The organism is Sphingosinicella sp. (assembly GCF_052387495.1).
GTDB lineage: Bacteria > Pseudomonadota > Alphaproteobacteria > Sphingomonadales > Sphingomonadaceae > Allosphingosinicella.
Genome location: NZ_JBQTJC010000193.1, coordinates 1 through 17,692 on the forward strand (window position 1 = coordinate 1; position 17,692 = coordinate 17,692).

At 68.2% G+C, this 17,692-nt stretch carries 18 protein-coding genes, 1 tRNA gene and 1 pseudogene; 7 read left to right on the top strand and 13 right to left on the bottom strand.

What is annotated here, in order from left to right:
- Positions 1-1,141 (bottom strand): annotated as a pseudogene (locus ACT4N8_RS10865) (S9 family peptidase); the annotation flags it as partial.
- An 82-nt stretch (positions 1,142-1,223) separates the two neighbouring features.
- On the opposite strand from ACT4N8_RS10865, the gene ACT4N8_RS10870 reads away from it, so the two are divergent.
- Complete coding sequence (locus tag ACT4N8_RS10870; RefSeq protein WP_444858143.1) at positions 1,224-3,017, top strand: aminopeptidase P family protein; 1,794 nt, start codon at positions 1,224-1,226, stop codon at positions 3,015-3,017.
- Positions 3,018-3,100: 83 nt separating this feature from the next.
- Here the strand turns inward: ACT4N8_RS10870 and ACT4N8_RS10875 are convergent, their stop codons facing one another.
- Complete coding sequence (locus ACT4N8_RS10875; protein ID WP_444858144.1) at positions 3,101-3,247, bottom strand: hypothetical protein; 147 nt, start codon at positions 3,245-3,247, stop codon at positions 3,101-3,103.
- 55 nt (positions 3,248-3,302) lie between these two features.
- Between ACT4N8_RS10875 and ACT4N8_RS10880 the strand changes: the two genes are divergently transcribed.
- Positions 3,303-3,377, top strand: a tRNA-Thr gene (locus ACT4N8_RS10880).
- Between the two features lie 37 nt (positions 3,378-3,414).
- Here the strand turns inward: ACT4N8_RS10880 and ACT4N8_RS10885 are convergent.
- From ACT4N8_RS10885 to ACT4N8_RS10895, 3 genes are read right to left on the bottom strand one after another with little or no spacing between them, the layout of a single operon-like run.
- Positions 3,415-3,630 (bottom strand): hypothetical protein, encoded by a 216-nt coding sequence (locus tag ACT4N8_RS10885; protein WP_444858145.1) that lies wholly within the window; start codon positions 3,628-3,630, stop codon positions 3,415-3,417.
- A gap of 33 nt (positions 3,631-3,663) precedes the next feature.
- A complete protein-coding gene (locus ACT4N8_RS10890) occupies positions 3,664-4,074 on the bottom strand; it encodes a PilZ domain-containing protein (RefSeq protein WP_444858146.1) in 411 nt (136 codons plus the stop codon).
- Positions 4,075-4,085: 11 nt separating this feature from the next.
- Positions 4,086-4,520: a PilZ domain-containing protein gene (locus ACT4N8_RS10895; protein ID WP_444858147.1), complete on the bottom strand. Its 435-nt coding sequence runs from the start codon at positions 4,518-4,520 to the stop codon at positions 4,086-4,088.
- 149 nt (positions 4,521-4,669) lie between these two features.
- Between ACT4N8_RS10895 and ACT4N8_RS10900 the strand changes: the two genes are divergently transcribed.
- From ACT4N8_RS10900 to ACT4N8_RS10910, 3 genes are read left to right on the top strand one after another with little or no spacing between them, the layout of a single operon-like run.
- The gene (locus ACT4N8_RS10900) at positions 4,670-5,674 is read left to right on the top strand and encodes a threonine aldolase family protein (protein WP_444858148.1); all 1,005 of its coding nucleotides are present in this window, start codon (positions 4,670-4,672) and stop codon (positions 5,672-5,674) included.
- A 40-nt stretch (positions 5,675-5,714) separates the two neighbouring features.
- Complete coding sequence (locus ACT4N8_RS10905; RefSeq protein ID WP_444858149.1) at positions 5,715-6,668, top strand: DMT family transporter; 954 nt, start codon at positions 5,715-5,717, stop codon at positions 6,666-6,668.
- A 50-nt stretch (positions 6,669-6,718) separates the two neighbouring features.
- Positions 6,719-7,498 (top strand): transglutaminase-like domain-containing protein, encoded by a 780-nt coding sequence (locus tag ACT4N8_RS10910; protein ID WP_444858150.1) that lies wholly within the window; start codon positions 6,719-6,721, stop codon positions 7,496-7,498.
- Here ACT4N8_RS10910 and ACT4N8_RS10915 read toward each other — a convergent pair.
- Positions 7,495-7,890 carry a DUF6491 family protein gene (locus ACT4N8_RS10915; RefSeq protein ID WP_444858151.1) on the bottom strand — a complete coding sequence of 132 codons (396 nt, stop codon included), beginning with the start codon at positions 7,888-7,890 and terminating at the stop codon, positions 7,495-7,497. The two genes, ACT4N8_RS10910 and ACT4N8_RS10915, sit on opposite strands and share 4 nt — an antisense overlap.
- Positions 7,891-7,984: 94 nt before the next feature.
- Between ACT4N8_RS10915 and pepN the strand changes: the two genes are divergently transcribed.
- Positions 7,985-10,567, top strand: a complete 2,583-nt coding sequence (gene pepN, locus ACT4N8_RS10920; protein WP_444858152.1) for an aminopeptidase N — start codon at positions 7,985-7,987, stop codon at positions 10,565-10,567.
- On the opposite strand, the gene ACT4N8_RS10925 is transcribed toward pepN, so the two are convergent.
- The 4 genes from ACT4N8_RS10925 to ACT4N8_RS10940 are packed head-to-tail and all read right to left on the bottom strand — an operon-like array spanning position 10,564 to position 14,043.
- Complete coding sequence (locus ACT4N8_RS10925; protein WP_444858153.1) at positions 10,564-11,148, bottom strand: ABC-type transport auxiliary lipoprotein family protein; 585 nt, start codon at positions 11,146-11,148, stop codon at positions 10,564-10,566. The two genes, pepN and ACT4N8_RS10925, sit on opposite strands and share 4 nt — an antisense overlap.
- Positions 11,148-12,140: an MlaD family protein gene (locus ACT4N8_RS10930; RefSeq protein WP_444858154.1), complete on the bottom strand. Its 993-nt coding sequence runs from the start codon at positions 12,138-12,140 to the stop codon at positions 11,148-11,150. The genes ACT4N8_RS10925 and ACT4N8_RS10930 overlap by 1 nt, the downstream gene beginning before the upstream one ends.
- The gene (locus ACT4N8_RS10935; RefSeq protein ID WP_444858155.1) at positions 12,140-12,934 is read right to left on the bottom strand and encodes an ABC transporter ATP-binding protein; all 795 of its coding nucleotides are present in this window, start codon (positions 12,932-12,934) and stop codon (positions 12,140-12,142) included. Before ACT4N8_RS10935 ends, ACT4N8_RS10930 begins: the two co-directional genes overlap by 1 nt.
- Complete coding sequence (locus ACT4N8_RS10940; RefSeq protein WP_444858156.1) at positions 12,934-14,043, bottom strand: MlaE family lipid ABC transporter permease subunit; 1,110 nt, start codon at positions 14,041-14,043, stop codon at positions 12,934-12,936. The genes ACT4N8_RS10935 and ACT4N8_RS10940 overlap by 1 nt, the downstream gene beginning before the upstream one ends.
- Positions 14,044-14,125: 82 nt before the next feature.
- Here ACT4N8_RS10940 and ACT4N8_RS10945 point away from each other — a divergent pair, with 82 nt between their 5' ends.
- A complete protein-coding gene (locus tag ACT4N8_RS10945) occupies positions 14,126-14,845 on the top strand; it encodes an HAD family hydrolase (protein WP_444858157.1) in 720 nt (239 codons plus the stop codon).
- On the opposite strand, the gene ACT4N8_RS10950 is transcribed toward ACT4N8_RS10945, so the two are convergent.
- The 3 genes from ACT4N8_RS10950 to ACT4N8_RS10960 form a co-directional block, all read right to left on the bottom strand.
- Complete coding sequence (locus tag ACT4N8_RS10950; protein ID WP_444858158.1) at positions 14,808-16,124, bottom strand: cystathionine gamma-synthase family protein; 1,317 nt, start codon at positions 16,122-16,124, stop codon at positions 14,808-14,810. The genes ACT4N8_RS10945 and ACT4N8_RS10950 overlap by 38 nt on opposite strands.
- A gap of 115 nt (positions 16,125-16,239) precedes the next feature.
- Positions 16,240-17,016, bottom strand: a complete 777-nt coding sequence (gene pgeF, locus ACT4N8_RS10955; protein WP_444858159.1) for a peptidoglycan editing factor PgeF — start codon at positions 17,014-17,016, stop codon at positions 16,240-16,242.
- Positions 17,013-17,525 carry a GNAT family N-acetyltransferase gene (locus tag ACT4N8_RS10960; RefSeq protein ID WP_444858160.1) on the bottom strand — a complete coding sequence of 171 codons (513 nt, stop codon included), beginning with the start codon at positions 17,523-17,525 and terminating at the stop codon, positions 17,013-17,015. The genes pgeF and ACT4N8_RS10960 overlap by 4 nt, the downstream gene beginning before the upstream one ends.
- Between the last annotated feature and the right edge of the window lie 167 nt (positions 17,526-17,692).

The following is a 17,692-nucleotide window of genomic DNA, read 5'->3' on the forward strand; positions in this document are numbered from 1 at the left end:
GCAGCCGATAGTCGTCCGGCGCATATTCGGGATTGGCGCCGAGGCCGTCCATATAGCTCGCCTCGGGGAAGGCGACCCGATGCTCGGCGCCGTCATAAGCGCGGAAGCGGAGCTGATCGAGCCCGTCCACCCGTTCGGTGAGGACGAGATAGTCGCGAAAAGACGTCGCACCCCGCAGATAGACCGCGTCCGATCCTGCGAGCACCGTTTCCCATTCGCCGGGCCGCTCGTGCGCCGCCTCGGCAAGGCGGAAATTGACGTGATCGTCGTTGGTGACGATCCAGAAGCGATCGCCGCCGGAATCGACCGCATATTCGATCTCGGGCCGCCTTGGCGCGATCAGCACCGGCGCGGCCTCGGCATCGCCGGCGGGGACGAAGCGGATTTCGTTCGAGCTGTTCTCGCCGGTGCCGATCAGGATGAAGCGCCGGTCCTGCGTGCGCGAAACAGAGACACTGAAGGCGATATTCTCGGTTTCTTCGTAGAGTGTGCGATCGCTCTCAAGCGTCTGCCCGAGCCAGTGCAGCCGGGCGCGGTAGCTGCGCCAATGCTCGTTGACCTCGGTGAAGACGATGCCGCGGCTGTCGGCGGTCCAGACCGGCGCGCCGATCCCGACCTCGGTGACCGTCTCGACGACCCGGCCGTCCTCGAGGTCCCGGATGTCGAGCCGGTAGCGCTCCGAGCCGTCGTCATCGACCATCACGGCGAGCAGCCGCGCGTCCGGGCTGACCGCGAGGGCGCCCACTTGGAAATATTGCTTGCCCTCGGCCTCGGCGGGCTCGTCGAAGATGACCTGATCCGCGCCGCCGTCGGCCCGGCGCCGGTACCAGGTGCGATATTGCGCGCCCAGCTGGAACGCCCACCAATAGAGCCAGTCGCCGTCGCGGACCGGGACCGAGCTGTCGTCCTCCGGAATGCGGCCGCGCATCTCCTGGAAGAGCGTGTCGATCAGCTTCTGGTGCGGCGCCATCGCCGCCTCGAAATAGGCGTTCTCGGCGCGCAGATAGGCGAGCACGTCCTCGTCACTGACCTCGGGATAGGCCGGGTCGCGCAGCCACGCCCAGGGGTCCTCGATCGTGACGCCGTGGTGCGTGCTGGAATGCGGGCGCCGCTCGGCGATCGGCGGTTCGGGAAGGCTCATCGTCACTCCAGGGGACGCGGGAACACTGGCACCGGGGCCGCTTCCCCCCTAATTGGAGCGGCAGACAGGAAGCGAGAGAAAAATGTCCAGCCATGAAGACCGCTTGAAGGCGCTGCGCGAGCAATTGAAGGCCGACCGGCTCGACGGCTTCGTCGTGCCGCTCACCGACGAGCATATGAGCGAATATGTCGGCTCCTACGCCCAACGGCTCGCCTGGCTGACCGGCTTTCAGGGCTCGGCCGGCGCCGCGGCGGTGCTGCCCGAGGAGGCGGCGATCTTCGTCGACGGGCGCTATACCTTGCAGGTCCGCGACCAGGTCGACGGCAGTCACTGGAGCTACCAGTCGGTGCCGGAGACGAGCATCGCCGACTGGCTCAAGCTTCATGCCCCGGACGGCGGGCGGATCGGCTACGATCCCTGGCTGCACACGCGCGACTGGGTGACCAAGGCGAAGGAGGCGCTCGCGGACAAAGGCGCCGAGCCGGTCGCGGTGCGGCGCAATCCGATCGATGCGGTCTGGGCGGACCGGCCCGAGCCCTCGCGGGCGCGGCTGATCGTCCAGCCCGACGAGTATGCGGGCAAGTCCTCGGCCGCGAAGCGCCAGGAGATGGCGGACTGGCTGAAGGAGCAAAAGGCCGACAGCGCGGTGCTCGCGGCGCTCGATTCGATCGCCTGGACCTTCAACGTGCGCGGCAAGGACGTGGAGCGGACCCCGGTCGCGCTTTCCTTCGCGCTCGTCCACGACGACGGCACCGCGGACCTGTTCGTCGATTCGGAGAAGGTCGGCGAGGATGTCCGCCAGCATCTCGGCAACGGCGTCCGGCTGCACGAGCGGCTGGAATTCGAGAACGTGCTCCGCGCGATGGCGGGCAAGAAGGTCGCGGTCGATCCGGAGCGGTCGGTGGCGGCGATCTTCGACGCGCTCGACGAGGCCGCCGCGAAGATTGTGACCCGGCGCGATCCCGCGGTGCTGCCCAAGGCCATCAAGAACCAGGCGGAGATTGCGGGCCATCGTGCGGCGCAGGCGCGCGACGGGGCGGCGCTTTCGCGCTTCCTGCACTGGCTGTCGGTCGAGGCACCGAAAGGCGGCGTCGACGAGCTCAAGGCGGCGGCCAAATTGCAGGACTTTCGCCAGCAGGGCGGCGACCTCCGCGACCTGAGCTTCGACACCATCTCGGGCGCGGGTCCGAACGGGGCGATCGTCCACTACCGGGTGAGCGAGGCGACCAACCGGCCGCTGGAGATGGACCGGATCTCTCTGGTCGATGCGGGCGGTCAATATCCGGACGGGACCACCGACGTGACCCGCACCGTGATCGTCGGCACGCCGACGGCGGAAATGAAGGACCGCTTCACCCGCGTGCTCAAGGGCCATATCGCGGTCAGCCGCGCCCGCTTTCCCGAAGGAACGCGCGGCTCGCAGCTCGACAGTTTCGCGCGCCAGTTCCTCTGGGAGGTCGGGCTCGATTACGCGCACGGCACCGGCCACGGCGTCGGCAGCTTCCTCGCCGTCCACGAGGGGCCGCAGCGCATCTCGCCGGTCGGCAGCGCCCAGCCGGGCGGCGACGAGCCGCTCAAAGCCGGCATGATCCTCTCCAACGAGCCCGGCTATTACAAGACCGGCGAATATGGGATGCGGGTCGAGAACCTCGTGCTGGTCGTGCCAGTCGAGGCCGAAGGCGCGGAGAAGAAGCTGCTCGGCTTCGAGACGCTCACCGTCGCGCCGATCGACCGCAAGCTGATCGACACCGAGCTGCTCTCGCCCGCCGAGCGCCGCTGGTTGGACGACTATCACGTCGAGGTGCTGAACATCGTCGGGCCGCGGCTGGAGGGCGAAGCGAAGGCTTGGCTCGAAGCCGCCTGCGCACCGCTTTAGAGCCGGGACACGCCAAACGGAGTCATCTCGGCCAAATGGAGTTATCCCGGACTTGATCCGGGATCCATGAACACAGGAGTCGGCTAGATTTCGTCTTCGGTGTTCATTGGTCCCGGCGTTCGCCGGGATGAGTCGTCGGAAGCGGCGCGCGCCTGTGCCTTGCGGCGCTTGAGGTTCTCGCGCAGCGCCGCGGCGAGCCGCTTCGCCCGCTCCTCGTCTCCCTTGGTCATGGCCGCCTTGACATTCTATCGGGGCCCCGGCCATAGCGCCGCGTCCCGGACATATGCTGCCGTAGCTCAGTGGTAGAGCGCATCCTTGGTAAGGCTGAGGTCGTGAGTTCAATCCTCACCGGCAGCACCATTTCCCCGAAAGGCCACCGGCCGCGAAGGCAAGCGCCTTAGCTGTTGGCGTATTGCTCTTCGGATCGCTGGGCCGCCCTGGTCGCGAACATCTTGGCCAGTTCGCGGTGGCGCATCTTCGCCTCGTCAGTGATCGCCCGCTCCGCCCGGGTCCGCTCCTCGGCCGCACGACGGCTATAGTAACGAAAATCGGATTCCATCTCGGTCGCCTCCCCTACCGATTCGCCATGCTTATCACAGCAGGTTCGAATCATCGAATCAGCCTGGCCGGAGATTGTGACGGTTCGTCAGCCGCCTCCCGCCCGCTTCACGATCATTTCGAGCACGGCCGGATGGAGCGGTCGCTCGAAGGCGCAGCCCGCATGATAGCCCTCGGTCCACATCACGTGGGCAAGCGCGGGCTCGAGCCCGGGCAGGCGCAGCCAGACATCGGTGCCGATCTCGAGCTCGAGATGGGTCTCGATGCGAAAGCCGTGAGTGGAAAGATCGCGGACGTGAACCGACACGGCCGCGGCGCCGCGCTGGCGCAGCCCGGCATTCAGCTCGATCGAGACGCGATCGGCGGCACGCGCCTTGGCGCTGCCGCCCTTCTTCCCCGCCGCCTTGCCGTCGGCGGGCGCGGCCCCGATCGAGATCTCCCCGCTGATCGGAGCGGTCGTGCTCTCGCTCGAGGTCCGGTTGTAGCTCCAGGCTTCCATCGCGGTACCGCTCAGCCTTCCCTCTCGGGCAGGTTGAGGCCGACCGCGACGCTCCAGGCGCGGGCGGCGTCCCGGTCGAGCGCGGTCATGCTGCGCATGATCCCGCCGCGGCTGTAGGACTGCGGCGGCGCCGGGCGGGTCTGGGGCCGGCCAATATGGACGAGCAGCTCCTGCTCGTCGATGGCGTGGGCGAATTCCAGCCCGACCCGGCCGTCGGCGACCCAGGCGACGGTGGCGTCGAGGCGGGTCGCGCCGCGCTCGAAGACGACCTCGGTGCCGATCTCCAGCGGCGTCTTGCATTCGATCAGCGCGCCCTTGCGCGAGAGATCGCGCAGGCGCGCGTCGACCAGGCCCACGGCCGTGTGCAATTTTGCCGCGAGCAGCACCCGCGCGCGCTTCGCGCCACGCTTGCCGGTCACGCTCGAATCGAAGCTTTCTACGCCCATTCCCCACCTTCTCTGGCCTGGCCTTCGCGCATGCGTACACGCGGACCCCGAACTTTTGGTAAACGCAGGGTGAGGAAAGTGCGCCGATGCCCGACGTTTTCCCCTCTGCCGTTGACGCGGGGGCGGGCGGCTTTCATGGGCCTACGGCGATGCGCTTCTTTTCCGACAACGCCGCCGCTGCCTGCCCCGAGGCGCTCGCAGCGATCGCCGAGGCCAATCGCCTCGACACCGCCTATGATGGCGACGCTTGGAGCGGGCGGCTCAACGCGGCTTTTTCGGCTCTGTTCGGTACGGAAGTCGAAGCCCTGTGGGTTTCCACCGGCACCGCCGCGAACGGCCTCGCGCTCGCCGCGCTCTGCCCGCCGCACGGCCGCATCCTCTGCCACGAGCAGGCCCATATCGAAGTGGACGAATGCGGCGCCCCGGAATTCTATACGGGCGGCGCGAAATTGCTGCTGGGGCAAGGGCCTGGCGCCAAGCTGACGCCGGCGACGGTGGCCGGACTGCTCGCCGGAATCCGCGCGGACGTGCACCAGTCCCAACCGGCGGCGCTCTCGATCACCAACGCGACCGAATATGGCCTCGTCTACACCCCCGAAGAGACTGCCGCCCTCGGCGCGTTGTGCAGGGAGCACGGGCTCGGCTTCCACCTCGACGGCGCCCGTTTCGCCAATGCGGTGGCAAGCCTCGGCTGCGCACCGGCCGATCTCACCTGGAAAGCGGGCGTCGACGCGCTTTCCTTCGGCTTCACCAAGAACGGCGCGCTCTCCGCCGAATGCCTGATTCTGTTCCGCCGCGAGCTCGCCGAGGCGACCCATTTCCGCCGCAAGCGCGCTGGCCATCTCCTCTCCAAGGGCCGCTATCTCGCCGCCCAATGGCTCGCGATGCTCGAAGACGACGTCTGGCTGCGCAACGCGCGCGCCGCGAACGCCGCGGCGGCGCGGCTGGCCGAGGCGGCGGGACCGGACCGGCTGCTGCTCCCGGTCGAGGCCAACGAGATTTTCATCCGGGTGACGCCGACCGAGGCGGCGGCGTTGCGCGGCCAAGGCTTCGATTTCTACGACTGGGGACCAGGCGAGGCGCGGCTGGTGACGAGCTGGGACAGCGATCCCGCTTATGTCGACGCGCTCGCCGCCGCGACCCGCGCCTTGTGAGCATTGACTCACATATAAAGACTTCTTTATATCTGCATATATGACCTCGGGACCGGCGCAGCAGAGAGGCTTTCGCGACCCGGCGGTCCTCCTCCCCTTCATCCTGATCACCCTGACCTGGAGCTCGACCTGGATCGTGATCAAGGACCAGCTCGGCGCCGATCCGGCGACCGCGGTGCCGCCGCCCTGGTCGGTCGCCTACCGCTTCGTCATCGCCGCCGCCGCGATGTTCGCCGTCGCCTTCGCGGTCCGCGCGAAGCTCAACCTGGGGCCGCGCGGTCAGCTCTTCGCGGCGGCCATCGGCATCCCGCAATTCTGCTTCAACTTCAATCTCGTCTACGCGGCCGAGCTCTACGTCACCTCGGGACTGGTGGCGGTCGTCTTCGCGCTGCTGATGGTGCCCAACGCCTTGTTCGCCCGGCTTTTCTTCGGCCAGCGGACGAGCGCGCGCTTCCTCGCGGGATCGGCGGTGGCGCTGGCCGGCGTCGCCCTGCTCTTCGCGCAGGAGATGCGCGCGGCGCCGGTCTCCGCCGCGGCGACCCTGGCCGGGATCGGGCTCACTCTGCTCGCCGTCCTCTCCGCCTCGGTCGGCAACGTGCTGCAGCTCGCCGGCGAGGTGCGCAGCCGCTCGATCGTCGCGATGCTCGCCTGGGGGATGCTCTACGCGGCGATCGCCAACACCGCCTTCGCCGCGATCGGCTGGGGGGCGCCGGTGGTCGAGGCCCGCCCACTCTACTGGCTCGGCCTCGCTTATCTGGGAGTGATCGCGACCGTGATCCCCTTCTTCTTCTACATCCGCATCGTCCGCGCGGTCGGCCCGGCCAAGGCGGCCTATTCGAGCGTGCTGATCCCGATCCTCGCGATGAGCATCTCGACGGTCGCGGAAGGCTATCGCTGGTCGACTCTCGCCATCGCGGGCGGCATATTGGCGATCGTCGGGCTGATCGTGGCGCTGAGCACCGGCCGAATTCCGGCCCCGGCGCCGCCCGACTGAACCCGAAGGGCGCCCGCGCGTTGACGGCGTACATTCATCCGGGGGAATCCATGCGTCTCAGGATCGACGTCGCGCTCGACTATCGCTTTGCCGAGCCCGCCGACGTGCTGCTCGCGGTCGAGGTCGCGCAGCTGCCCGACCAGCGGCTGATCTCCGACCTGCTGACCGTCGGCGGCGCCGGACCGCTGCGCCCGATTATCGGCGAGGACGGGATCGGGCGGCGCACCTGGTTCCGCGCCGAAGGCACGCTTCAGGCGCGCTACGAAGCGGAAGTCGAGGTCGAGCGGCCAGCGCCGGACATTTCGACGCTTCCGATCGCCGCGCTGCGCGACCTGCCGGCCGAGGTCGTCCCCTATCTCTGGCCCAGCCGCTATTGCGAGGCGGACCGGTTCGACGCGTTCGTCGAGCGGCGCTTCGGCGCGCTGGAGGGCGGCGCCAGGATTCTCGCGATGGCCGAGTGGATCCGCGCCGAGATCGACTATGTCCGCGGCTCCAGCAACTCCGCCACGACCGCCGCCGACGCCTTCGTCGCGCGGCAGGGCGTGTGCCGCGACCATGCGCATCTGATGGCGACCTTCGCCCGCGCCGCCGGCATCCCGGCGCGGCTCGTCTCGGCCTATGCGCACAAGCTCGAGCCGCCCGATTTCCCTGCATTGGTCGAGGTCTGGCTCGGCGATTCATGGCAACTGGTGGATGCGACCGCGCTCGCCCCGCTCGAAGGCGCGGTGCGCAATTGCGTCGGCCGCGACGCGACCGACATCGCCTTCATGTCCATCTTCGGCACCGCCGAGCTGGTCGAGCAGAATGTCGCCGTGCAGCGCCTCGACTAGCGATTGCGACGCGCCTCTATCTCCTCCGGCGTCAGGCGATTCACCGCCGTGACCAGGCAATTCTGCGGACCGGTCGTCGACGGCACCAGGATCTCGGCGTCGCCACCGGCACAGACCCAGTTCGAGCCGCCGCGCGCGCGCAGCGCGATCCTCAAGGACCAGTCAACGTCGGGGCAATAGCCGACGAGCTCGAGCCGGTATTGCCGGTTGCGGCTGACCCGGACGACGACCGCGCGGTCGCCCTCGGGCGTGAAGCTGTTGACCGTGCCCGCGTTGAAGCAGTCGCCGGCGGGCGACCAGCCGCGGTCCTGGGCGAGGCCCTCGCGCGCGTCGGTGAGCGCGATGGCGCCGAGTGCGCTTAAAGCGAGAGGCAGAACGAGAATCCTGATCATGTTACTCCTCCCGATCGGACAACCCGCGGCGCCCGCTTTTGGTTCATCGGGGCGCCAAGTTGCGCGGTGGGGAGGCGGCCCCTAAACGGGTGCCATGCTCGATGCCCAGAACGCGCCCGCGGCGCCCCGCGCGATTCTCCGCGAGGACTATCGTCCGCCCGATTGGCAGATCCCCGAAATTTCTCTGGAATTCGAGCTCGGTGCCGAGCGCACCCGGGTCTGCGCCACGCTCAATGTCGCGCGCAACGGCACCCACGACCGGCCGCTGCGGCTCGACGCGGAAGCGCTGGAGGTAAAGGCGCTCACCATCGACGGCTCGCCCGCCAAATGGACCCGCGACGATGACGCTCTGATCGTACCGCTCTCGGGCGATCTCGCAACAGTCGCAACCGAGGTCGAGATCAGCCCGCGCGCCAACACCCAGTTGATGGGCCTCTATGAATCGGGCGGGATGCTCTGCACGCAGTGCGAAGCCGAGGGCTTCCGGCGGATCACGCCTTTCCTGGACCGGCCCGACGTCTTGAGCCGCTACAAGGTCAAGCTGATCGCCGACAAAGCGCGCTTCCCGGTGCTGCTCGCGAACGGCGATCCGGTCGCGTCGGGCGATCTGGACGACGGTCGCCACTGGGCCGAGTGGCACGATCCCTTCCCCAAGCCCTGCTACCTCTTCGCGCTGGTCGCGGGCGATCTGGTGGTCAATCGCGACCGCTTCGTCACCCGCTCGGGCCGCGAGGTCGAGCTCGGCATCTGGGTGCGCGACGGCGATCTCGCGCGGACCGAGCATGCGATGGCGTCGCTGAAGGCGGCAATGAAGTGGGACGAGGAGGTGTTCGGCCGCGAATATGATCTCGCCGTGTTCAACATCGTCGCCGTCGCCGATTTCAATTTCGGCGCGATGGAGAATAAGGGCCTCAACATCTTCAACTCGCGCTACATCCTCGCCGACCCCGACATCGCCACCGACGCGGACTATGACGCGATCGCCGGCGTCGTCGCGCACGAATATTTCCACAATTGGTCGGGCAACCGCGTCACCTGCCGCGACTGGTTCCAGCTCAGCCTCAAGGAAGGCTTCACCGTCTTTCGCGATCAGCAATTTTCCGCCGACATGGGAAGCCGCGCGGTCAAAAGAATCGAGGACGTGCGGATGCTCCGCGCCGCCCAATTCCCGGAGGATTCAGGCCCGCTCGCCCATCCGGTACGGCCCGATTCCTACATGGAGATCAGCAATTTCTACACGGCCACCGTCTACAACAAGGGCGCCGAGCTGATCCGGATGATCCACACCATCCTCGGCCCCGAGGCGTTCCGCGCCGGCTGCGACCTCTATTTCGACCGGCACGACGGCGCGGCGGTGACCTGCGAGGATTTCGTGCTGGCGATGGAGGAAGCGAGCGGCGTCGATCTCTCCCGCTTTCGGCTGTGGTATTCGCAGGCCGGAACGCCCCGGGTGCGCGCGGCGCTGGCGCGCGACGGCGGCGGGCTGACGCTGAAGCTCTCGCAGGAAGTTCCGGCGACGCCCGGCCAGCCGGTGAAGCAGCCGATGACGATCCCGCTGAAGCTCGCTTTGCTTAATGGCGAGACGGGGGCCGCCGCCGGTGAGCGGCTGTTCCTGTTCGACCGGAGCGAGGCGGAGGTCCCGTTCGACAACGCACCGGCATATCCGGTCCTGTCGATCAACCGCGATTTCTCGGCTCCGATCATCCTCGAGACCGATCGCGGCGCGGCCGATCTCGCCTTCCTCTCGGCGCGCGACGACGATCCCTTCGCCCGCTACGAGGCGATGCAGCAATTGATGCTCGACACGCTCACCGCCGCGGCGCGCGAGGGCGTGGCGGACCATGAGCCGGTGGTTGAGGCGGTGCGCCGGACCCTGATGGACCAGGCGCTCGACCCCGCCTTCGTCGCCGAGGTGGTGTTGCTGCCGAGCGAAGCCTTCATCGGCGATCATATGGAGACCGTCGATCCCGAGGCGATCCATGCCGCGCGCGAGGCGCTGCGGGCGGATTTGGGCCGGAGACTCGCGGAGCTGTGGCGCGGCGCCTATGCGGCGCATGTCGCCAATCGCTACGCCTACAATCCGGCGGCCAAGGGCGCGCGGCGGCTGCGCACGATCGCGCTCGGCTACATCCTTGCCTCGGGGGCCGAGGACGGCGCCTGGCTCGCGATGAGCCAATATGACGAGGCAGACAATATGACCGACCGCCAGGGCGCGCTCGGCGTGCTGGTCAATACCGAGACGCCGGAGCGCGGCGAGGCGCTGCAGAAATTCTACGATCGCTATCGGCAGAACGCGCTTGTCATCGACAAATGGTTTTCGGCGCAGGCGCTCGCGACCCGCGCCGACACGCCCGAACGGGTCGAGGGGCTGGCCCGGCACCGCGACTTCACCCTCGCCAATCCCAACCGGCTGCGCGCTTTGGTCGGCGCCTTCTCGGTCAACCAGCGCGCCTTCCACGACGCGTCGGGGCGCGGCTACGCCTTCCTCGCCGAGACGATCCTCGCCGTGGACAAGCTCAATCCGCAGACCGCGGCCAAGCTGGTGCCGCCATTGGGGCGCTGGCGCCGCTTCGACGAGAAGCGCGCCGGCCTGATGCGCGCCGCGCTGGAGCGGATCGTCGCGGCGCCGGGCCTCTCGAAGGACGTCTTCGAGCAGGCGAGCAAGAGCTTGGCCTAGCTGCCTCCAACCCAGGCGGCGACTTGGCCGGCGACTTGGTTCGCCGCCTGGTTGAGCGCGGGGGCGACGGCGGCGGCGGTCGCCTCGGCGACCGGGACGCGCGCCTCGAAGCGGTTGGTAACGACGCCGTCAGTCTGCCCACGCGCCATAGCTGCGTCGTAGACGATCACCACTTCCATCGCCGTCGGATCGAGCCCGAAGCGGACGAGCTGGCCGGTCAAGCGGGTGCCGGGGTCGTGGGTGTACTGGCGCGAATCGAGGACGACGCGGCCGGTGCGCACCGCAATCGTCTCGCCGAGCAAGCGGGCGAAGAGCGGGCCGGGATTCTCAACCCAGACCGCGTCCTCGAGATACTGGATCGTGGTCTCGTTCACATAGACGGGGACGCGAGTGGTACGCAGTGCTTGCGGCACGGTCGGGTCGGCGACAGTGATCGCGGCGCCCTGGCTGGCGGTGCGCGGGGTGGATGCCGGCCGCGCTTCGGTCGGGGTCAGGGTCAGCAGGCGCGACGGGGTGCTGCCGCCGAAGCAGGCGGCGAGCGCCAGCGCCGCCACGAGAGCCGAGAAAGTCCTCAAGCGCATCATTGTCTCCTTCGCGGCTGATAGTCGGGCAGCCGCTGGCCGCCGATCACGCCGCCCACGCCCTGCCGGTTCAGCCGGTCGGTGATGTCGCGCAAAGAGTCGGTGGTCGCGCGCAGATCTCGCATCAGCTGGCCGACCTCGGGCAGGGTCTGGTTCGAAAAGGCCTGGATGCCGGGGCGCGCTTCGCTGATCGCGGCGTCGAGCTGGGCCATGCTGCTCTCGGCGGAGCGCAGAGTCTGGCGCAAGTCGCGGACCAGCGGCCGGCCGTCCTCGTTGACCAGGGTCTCGATGCCCCCCGCGGCGGCGCCGATCCGCTCGGCGGCATCGCCGGCCTGGCGGATCGCGACCCGCGCCTCGGCCATGGTGGCGGCGATCTCCGGCGCGCGTTCGGCCAGCGCGCGGCTCGTCACCTCGACATTGTCGAGGATGCCGGCGATCGATTCCTGGTTGCGGTCGGAGAGCAAGCCGGTGAGCCGCTCGGTCAGCGTCGAGACCCGTTCGAGCAATTCCGGCGCGGTGTTGAGCAACTGGCCGAGCGCGCCCGGCCGGGTCGGGATGACCGGATAGCCATAGGGGCATTCGGTTTGGGGGTTCTGCTCCGGGCAGCGGATCGGCACGCGCGACGCCTGCCGCCCCTCCTCGACTTCGGGCGGATCGAGCTGAATCTGGCTGACCCCGGTGAAGCCGACGCCGCGGATCGTCGCGGTCGTGCCCTGCAAGACCGGCGTCTCCTCGTTGACCGTGATGCGCACGCGGATGAATTGCGGGCTGTTCGGCTCGAGGTTGATCGAGCGGATCTGGCCGACAGGGACGCCGCGGAAGGTCACCGCCGAGCCCTTGGCAAGCCCTTCCACCGATTGCTGGAAGAAGACGTCGTAGGTCTTCTCGCCGCCCTCGCCGAGCGAGCCGAGCCAGATGATGAAGACGGCCAAAGCCGCGAGCAGGCCGAGGACCACGCTGCCGACGAGGATCTGGTTCGAACGCGTTTCCATCAGGCCCCGACCTTCTCGCTTTCGTCAATGCTGGCCGCGGCGCGGCCGCGCGGTCCGTTGAAATATTCCTGAATCCACTGGTGATCCAAAGCCAATAATTCTTTTATCGTTCCGACCGCCACCACCTTCTTGTCGGCGATCACCGCGACGCGGTCGCAGATCGCGTGCAGCGTGTCGAGATCGTGGGTGATTAGGAAGACAGTCAGGCCGAGCGCGTCGCGCAGCTCCAGGATCAGCTGATCGAACTTCGCCGCGCCGATCGGGTCGAGCCCCGCGGTGGGCTCGTCGAGGAACAAAAGCTCGGGATCGAGGCTCAGGGCGCGGGCGACGCCGGCGCGCTTCCTCATGCCGCCGGAGAGCTCGGACGGGAATTTCGCGCCGGCATCTACGCTCAAGCCGCTCATCGAGATTTTGTAGGCGGCGATCTCCTCGAGCAAATCGGGAGTGATGCCTGGATAGAATTCGCGGATCGGCACCTGGATATTCTCGGCGACGGTCAGCGTCGAGAAGAGCGCACCGCCCTGGAAGAGCACGCCCCAGCGGCGGCGGATATGCTTGGCTTCCTCCTCGTCGCGGCCGATCATCGGCTCGCCGAACACCTCGATCTCGCCTGCCTCGGGCGTCTGCAGGCCGGTGATCGAGCGCATCAGCACCGATTTGCCGCTCCCCGAGCCGCCGACGACGCCCAGAATCTCGCCGCAACGCACGGTCAGGTCGAGCCCCTCGTGCACGACCTGGTCGCCGAAGGCGTTCCCGAGGTTCCTGACCTCGATGATCGGCGCGCCCCTGTCCATCAGGTCCAGCCGATCGCGGTGAAGAAGACGGCGAAGAAGGCGTCGAGGACGATGACGAGGAAGATGCCCTGGACGACGGCGGTGGTCGTCCTCAGGCCCACCGCCTCGGCATTCCCCTCGACCTGCAGGCCCTGGTAGCAGCCGGCCAGGGCGATGATCAGGCCGAACACCGGCGCCTTGATCAGGGTCTGGTAGAGATCGGCCATCGGCACGACCTCGCGGATGCGCTGGACGAAGGTGACCGGCGGAATGCCGAGCTCGAACCAGCAGAACAGGCCGCCTCCGACCAGCGCGACAAGCGCCGAATAGAAGCCGAGCAACGGCATCAGCAGCACGGTCGCCAGCACCCGCGGCACGACCAGCGCCTCCATCGGCGAGACGCCGATGATCCGCATCGCATCCACTTCCTCATTGAGCTTCATCGAGCCGATCTGGGCGGCGAAGGCCGAGCCCGAGCGGCCGGCGACCATGATCGCCGTCATCAGCACGCCCAGCTCCTTGACCGCGGCGCGGCCGACGAGATTGACGGTGAACACCTCCGCGCCGAACTGGCGGAGCTGCACCGCGCCCTGCTGGGCGATGACGATGCCGACGAGGAAGCTCATCAGGCCGATGATGCCGAGCGCGTGCACACCGACCATCTCGAAGCGGGTGACGACCGCGTTGAAGCGGAAGCGGCGGGGGTGGCGCGCGATGTTCCACAACGCGATCAGCAGCGCGCCGAAGAAGCCGAGCAGGCCGAGCGTCGTCTTGAACGCGAGCTCGGTGGCGACGCCGACCCGCCCGACAAACTGCTCGACGAGCGGCTCGGGGTCGCGGCGGACCTTCACCGGCTGGTCGGCGCGGGTGACATGGTCGATCAGAGTCTGCTGGTCCTCGCTCGTGCCGACGATCTCTGCGCCGCGGTCGCGTTCGAGCTTGTGGACCAGCCAGGCGCCGACTGTATCCATCTTCTCGACCTCGCTGAGATCGACGATGATTCGGTCCGCCTCGATCGCGTCAAGCTGCTCGGAGAGCTTGCGAACCCTGAGCAAAGTGAGGCTGCCGGTGAAGCGCAGCACGCACCGGCCATCCTCCATCTCCGACTTGAAGTCCGTCGTTACGCTCATGCAATTGGAATGCTTCAATTCTGGGCCAGCGGCAAGGGAGCCGGATGGACAGCCCTTACGTTTCTATGGTTCGAGAGGTTCCGTGACGACGCAGCTCGCCATTTACGACATGGACCGAACGGTCACCCGCCGGCCGACCTACGGCCCCTTCATGTGGCACGCGGTGCGGCGGCTCGCGCCCTGGCGCATCCTGTTCGCGCCGGCGCTGCTCGCGACCGGGCTGCTCTATCTGCTGCGCGTCATCGACCGCGGCCGCCTCAAGGAGCTCAACTACCGAATCCTGATCGGCCGGGTCGCGCCCGAGAAGCTCGAGCAGGCGATCCAGGACTTCGCCGAGGCGCAGGTCCGCACCAACGTGATGGAAGGCGCGCGGACACGGATCGCTGAAGACAAGGCGGCCGGACGGCGGCTGGTGATGGCGACCGCCTCCTACCGGCTCTACGCCGCCGCGATCGCGCAGCGGCTGGGCTTCGACGACGTCATCGCCACCGACATCGAATATGACGCCCAAGGGCGGACGGTGGCGCGGATCGACGGGCGCAATTGCTACGGCCTCGGCAAGCTCGACATGATCGAGGCCTGGCTCCAGCAGCAGGGGCTGGAGCGCGAGGCGGTCCACATCCGCTTCTATTCCGACCACATTTCCGACGCGCCGGTTCACCATTGGTCCGACGAGGCCTTCGCCGCCAACGCCCACGACCGTCTCGTCCGCCTCGCGGAAACAGAAGGCTGGCAAGTCCTCGACTGGCGCGACCGGAAGCGCGCTAGACCGCCTTCAGCGCCTGATCGAAGTCCGCGATGAGGTCCTCGGCGTCCTCGACGCCGATCGAGACGCGGACCAGATTGTCGGTGATGCCGAGAGCCTGCTTGCGTTCGTCGGGGACCGACAAATGGGTCATCGCCGCCGGCGCGCTCGCCAGCGTCTCGGTGCCGCCGAGGCTGACCGCGAGGTGGGCGATCTTGAGCGCGTCCAGGAAGGCGAAGGCCTCCTTCTCGCCGCCCTTCAGATAGAGCGAGAAAGTCGAGCCTGCCCCGGTGCAGTGGCGGCGGTAGATGTCCGCCTGGCGCGGATCGCCGCCTTCCTCCTCGAGAAAGCCGAGATAGCCGACGCTCTCCACTTTGGGGTGGTCCTTGAGAAAGCGGCAGATCCTGTCCGCATTCTCGCCGGCGCGGGTCATGCGAAGCTCCAGCGTCTCAAGGCTGCGGAGCAGCATCCACGCGGTGTTCGGATCTGTGATCGTGCCGATGGTGTTGCGAAGCATGCGGATCTGGTTGATCAGCTCCTTCGAGCCGGTGATCCCGCCCGCGACCAGGTCGCTGTGCCCGCCCGCATATTTGGTCAGGGAGTAGACCGAAAGATCGGCGCCGTGGCGCAGCGGATGATGCCAGAGGGGCCCTAAAAAGGTGTTGTCGATCGCAATCGGCGGGCGCGCATCGGCCGGGAAGGCGGCGTCGCGGACCCGGGCGACGGCCTGGACGTCGACCAAAGCGTTGGTCGGATTGGCCGGGCTTTCCAGATAGATAAGCGGCACGCGGCCCATCGCCTTCGCTCGCTCGACAGTGTCGGCGATCTCGGCCTCGGTCGCGCCGGCCGGGAAATCGAGCCAGCTCACGCCGAACCGGCCGAGAATGCGCGCGATCAAGGTCTCGGTCGCTGCGTAGAGCGGCCCGGAATGGACGACGACGTCGCCGGGCTGGACGAAGGCGAGCAGCAAGGTTGCGATCGCCGACATGCCGCTGGAGAAGGAGAGCGCGTCCTCGGCATCCTCCCAGACGCTGAGCCGGTCCTCCAAAATCTCCTGATCGGGCCCGTTGAAGCGCGAATAGATCAGCCCCTCGGCGCCGCCCGGGCGCTTGCCGGTGACGCCCTCGAAATGGCGCTTGCCCGCCGCCGCATTCTCGAAGACGAAAGTCGAGGTGAGGAAGATGGGGGGCTTGAGCGAGCCTTCGGACAGGGCCGGATCGAAGCCGTGGCCCATCATCAGCGTCGAGGGCTTGAGCCTGCGCCCGCCGATCTCGAGCACGTCGGGCTTGGGGCGGCGGCGCGGGGTGGTGCCGGTGATATCGGATTCGTCAGCCATTTCGGCGTCTCCTGTCAGTCAGAGCTGTATGGAGACCGGGCCCGCCGCCTGAGGACGGGCCCAAGGCCGCCCGCCCGGAGCGGCCCAGGGGTGAGGTCCGTTGCCCGCGCGTCCCCTAGCCGATCCGGTCCGCCTCCGGAAGCGCGATCAGCGAAATCTGACGGCCATAAGTGGGCTCGCCGCGATGGACGGCGCGGCGATAGCTGAAGAAGCACGCCGGATCGGAATAGGTGTCGAGGCCGAGCGCCTCGGCCCGGGTCACGCCGGCGGCGGCGAGGCGCGCGGCGGCATAGCCTTCGAGATCGAATTGGTGATGGCCCTCGCGGCCGGGCGCGAAGAAGCGGTCGTTCTCGGGATCGGCCTCGGCGAAGCGGCGCTGGAAGATATCGTCGACCTCGTAGCTCTTGCGGGCGATCGCGGGGCCGATCGCGGCGGCGATCCGGGCGCGATCGGCGCCGAGCCCCTCCATCGCGGCGAGCGTCGCCTCGATGACGCCGGTGAAGGCGCCCTTCCAGCCGGCGTGGGTGGCGGCGATCACACCGGCGGTGTCGTCAGAGAGGAGGATGGGGGCGCAATCGGCGGTGAGGATGCCGAGCGCGAGGCCGGGCCGGTCGGTGACGAGGGCGTCGGCATGGGGCCGCGCGTCGTCGGGCCACGGCGCGGTGGCGACGACGGCGTCGGGCGAATGGACCTGATGGACGGTGACGAGAGCCGCGCCGGGGGCCACCGCGGCGACGGCGCGGCGGCGATTCTCGGCGATCGCGGCGCGGTCGTCGTCCGAGCCCCAGCCGACATTGAGGCCTGCGCAAAGGCCCACGGAGACCCCGCCGCCCCGGCCGAGGAAGCCGTGCGGCACGCCGAGCAGGCGCGAGCGGGTGACCTCGACGGTCATAATTTCAGCCGCATGATGACGTCCTCGTCGGCGTGGGTGCCGACCATGAAATCGTAGCGCCCGACGGCTTCGAAGCCGTAGCGCTCGTAGAAGCGCCGGGCGCGGTGGTTGTCGATGAAGACCGAGAGATAGAGCTCCTCCGCGCCGCGCCGCCGCGCCTCGGCGATGACCCAGTCCATCATCTCCGCGGCAAGACCGGCGCCCTGCCAGGGCTTCAGCACGTAGAATTGCCGGAGCTCGACGGTCGGGCCCTTCACCTCGAACGGCAAGGAGGGCGGGCCGAGCTTGACGTAGGCGGCGGTATCGCCGTCGACGAAGGCGAGCCTGACGGCGAAGGCCGGGTCGCTCAGCTCGCGGCGCCAATTCTCCTCATTGTGATTGGTCAGGAAGGCGGCGAGATTTTCCGGGCTGTAGAGATGGCCGAAGGTCTCGACGAAGCTCCGCCGCCCGATCTCGGCGACCAGAGCGGCGTCGTCGACCTTCGCATCGCGCCAGACGACCGCGCTCATGCGAACCCCGCCGGCTCGGGCCAGGCCGGCGCGGCCAGCGCCATGACGCGGAACAGACGGCCCATCTGTTCCGGCGCGGTCAGCCGCAACCGCGCCGCCTCGATTTCTTCGGCGCGATCGGGCGCCGCTCTTGCCAGCGCCGCGGCGCGCGGGCCGATGCCCAGCGC

Coding starts and splice junctions, on each gene's coding strand:
- pepN (WP_444858152.1), top strand. CDS start 7,985: ATGCTCGATGCCCAGAACGCGCCCGCGGCGCCCCGCGCGATTCTCCGC.
- ACT4N8_RS10900 (WP_444858148.1), top strand. CDS start 4,670: ATGCGCTTCTTTTCCGACAACGCCGCCGCTGCCTGCCCCGAGGCGCTC.
- ACT4N8_RS10870 (WP_444858143.1), top strand. CDS start 1,224: ATGTCCAGCCATGAAGACCGCTTGAAGGCGCTGCGCGAGCAATTGAAG.
- ACT4N8_RS10885 (WP_444858145.1), bottom strand. CDS start 3,630: ATGATTCGAACCTGCTGTGATAAGCATGGCGAATCGGTAGGGGAGGCG.
- ACT4N8_RS10935 (WP_444858155.1), bottom strand. CDS start 12,934: ATGGACAGGGGCGCGCCGATCATCGAGGTCAGGAACCTCGGGAACGCC.
- ACT4N8_RS10890 (WP_444858146.1), bottom strand. CDS start 4,074: ATGGAAGCCTGGAGCTACAACCGGACCTCGAGCGAGAGCACGACCGCT.
- ACT4N8_RS10875 (WP_444858144.1), bottom strand. CDS start 3,247: ATGACCAAGGGAGACGAGGAGCGGGCGAAGCGGCTCGCCGCGGCGCTG.
- ACT4N8_RS10950 (WP_444858158.1), bottom strand. CDS start 16,124: ATGGCTGACGAATCCGATATCACCGGCACCACCCCGCGCCGCCGCCCC.
- ACT4N8_RS10925 (WP_444858153.1), bottom strand. CDS start 11,148: ATGCGCTTGAGGACTTTCTCGGCTCTCGTGGCGGCGCTGGCGCTCGCC.
- ACT4N8_RS10905 (WP_444858149.1), top strand. CDS start 5,715: ATGACCTCGGGACCGGCGCAGCAGAGAGGCTTTCGCGACCCGGCGGTC.
- ACT4N8_RS10960 (WP_444858160.1), bottom strand. CDS start 17,525: ATGAGCGCGGTCGTCTGGCGCGATGCGAAGGTCGACGACGCCGCTCTG.
- ACT4N8_RS10930 (WP_444858154.1), bottom strand. CDS start 12,140: ATGGAAACGCGTTCGAACCAGATCCTCGTCGGCAGCGTGGTCCTCGGC.
- pgeF (WP_444858159.1), bottom strand. CDS start 17,016: ATGACCGTCGAGGTCACCCGCTCGCGCCTGCTCGGCGTGCCGCACGGC.
- ACT4N8_RS10895 (WP_444858147.1), bottom strand. CDS start 4,520: ATGGGCGTAGAAAGCTTCGATTCGAGCGTGACCGGCAAGCGTGGCGCG.
- ACT4N8_RS10940 (WP_444858156.1), bottom strand. CDS start 14,043: ATGAGCGTAACGACGGACTTCAAGTCGGAGATGGAGGATGGCCGGTGC.
- ACT4N8_RS10910 (WP_444858150.1), top strand. CDS start 6,719: ATGCGTCTCAGGATCGACGTCGCGCTCGACTATCGCTTTGCCGAGCCC.
- ACT4N8_RS10915 (WP_444858151.1), bottom strand. CDS start 7,890: ATGATCAGGATTCTCGTTCTGCCTCTCGCTTTAAGCGCACTCGGCGCC.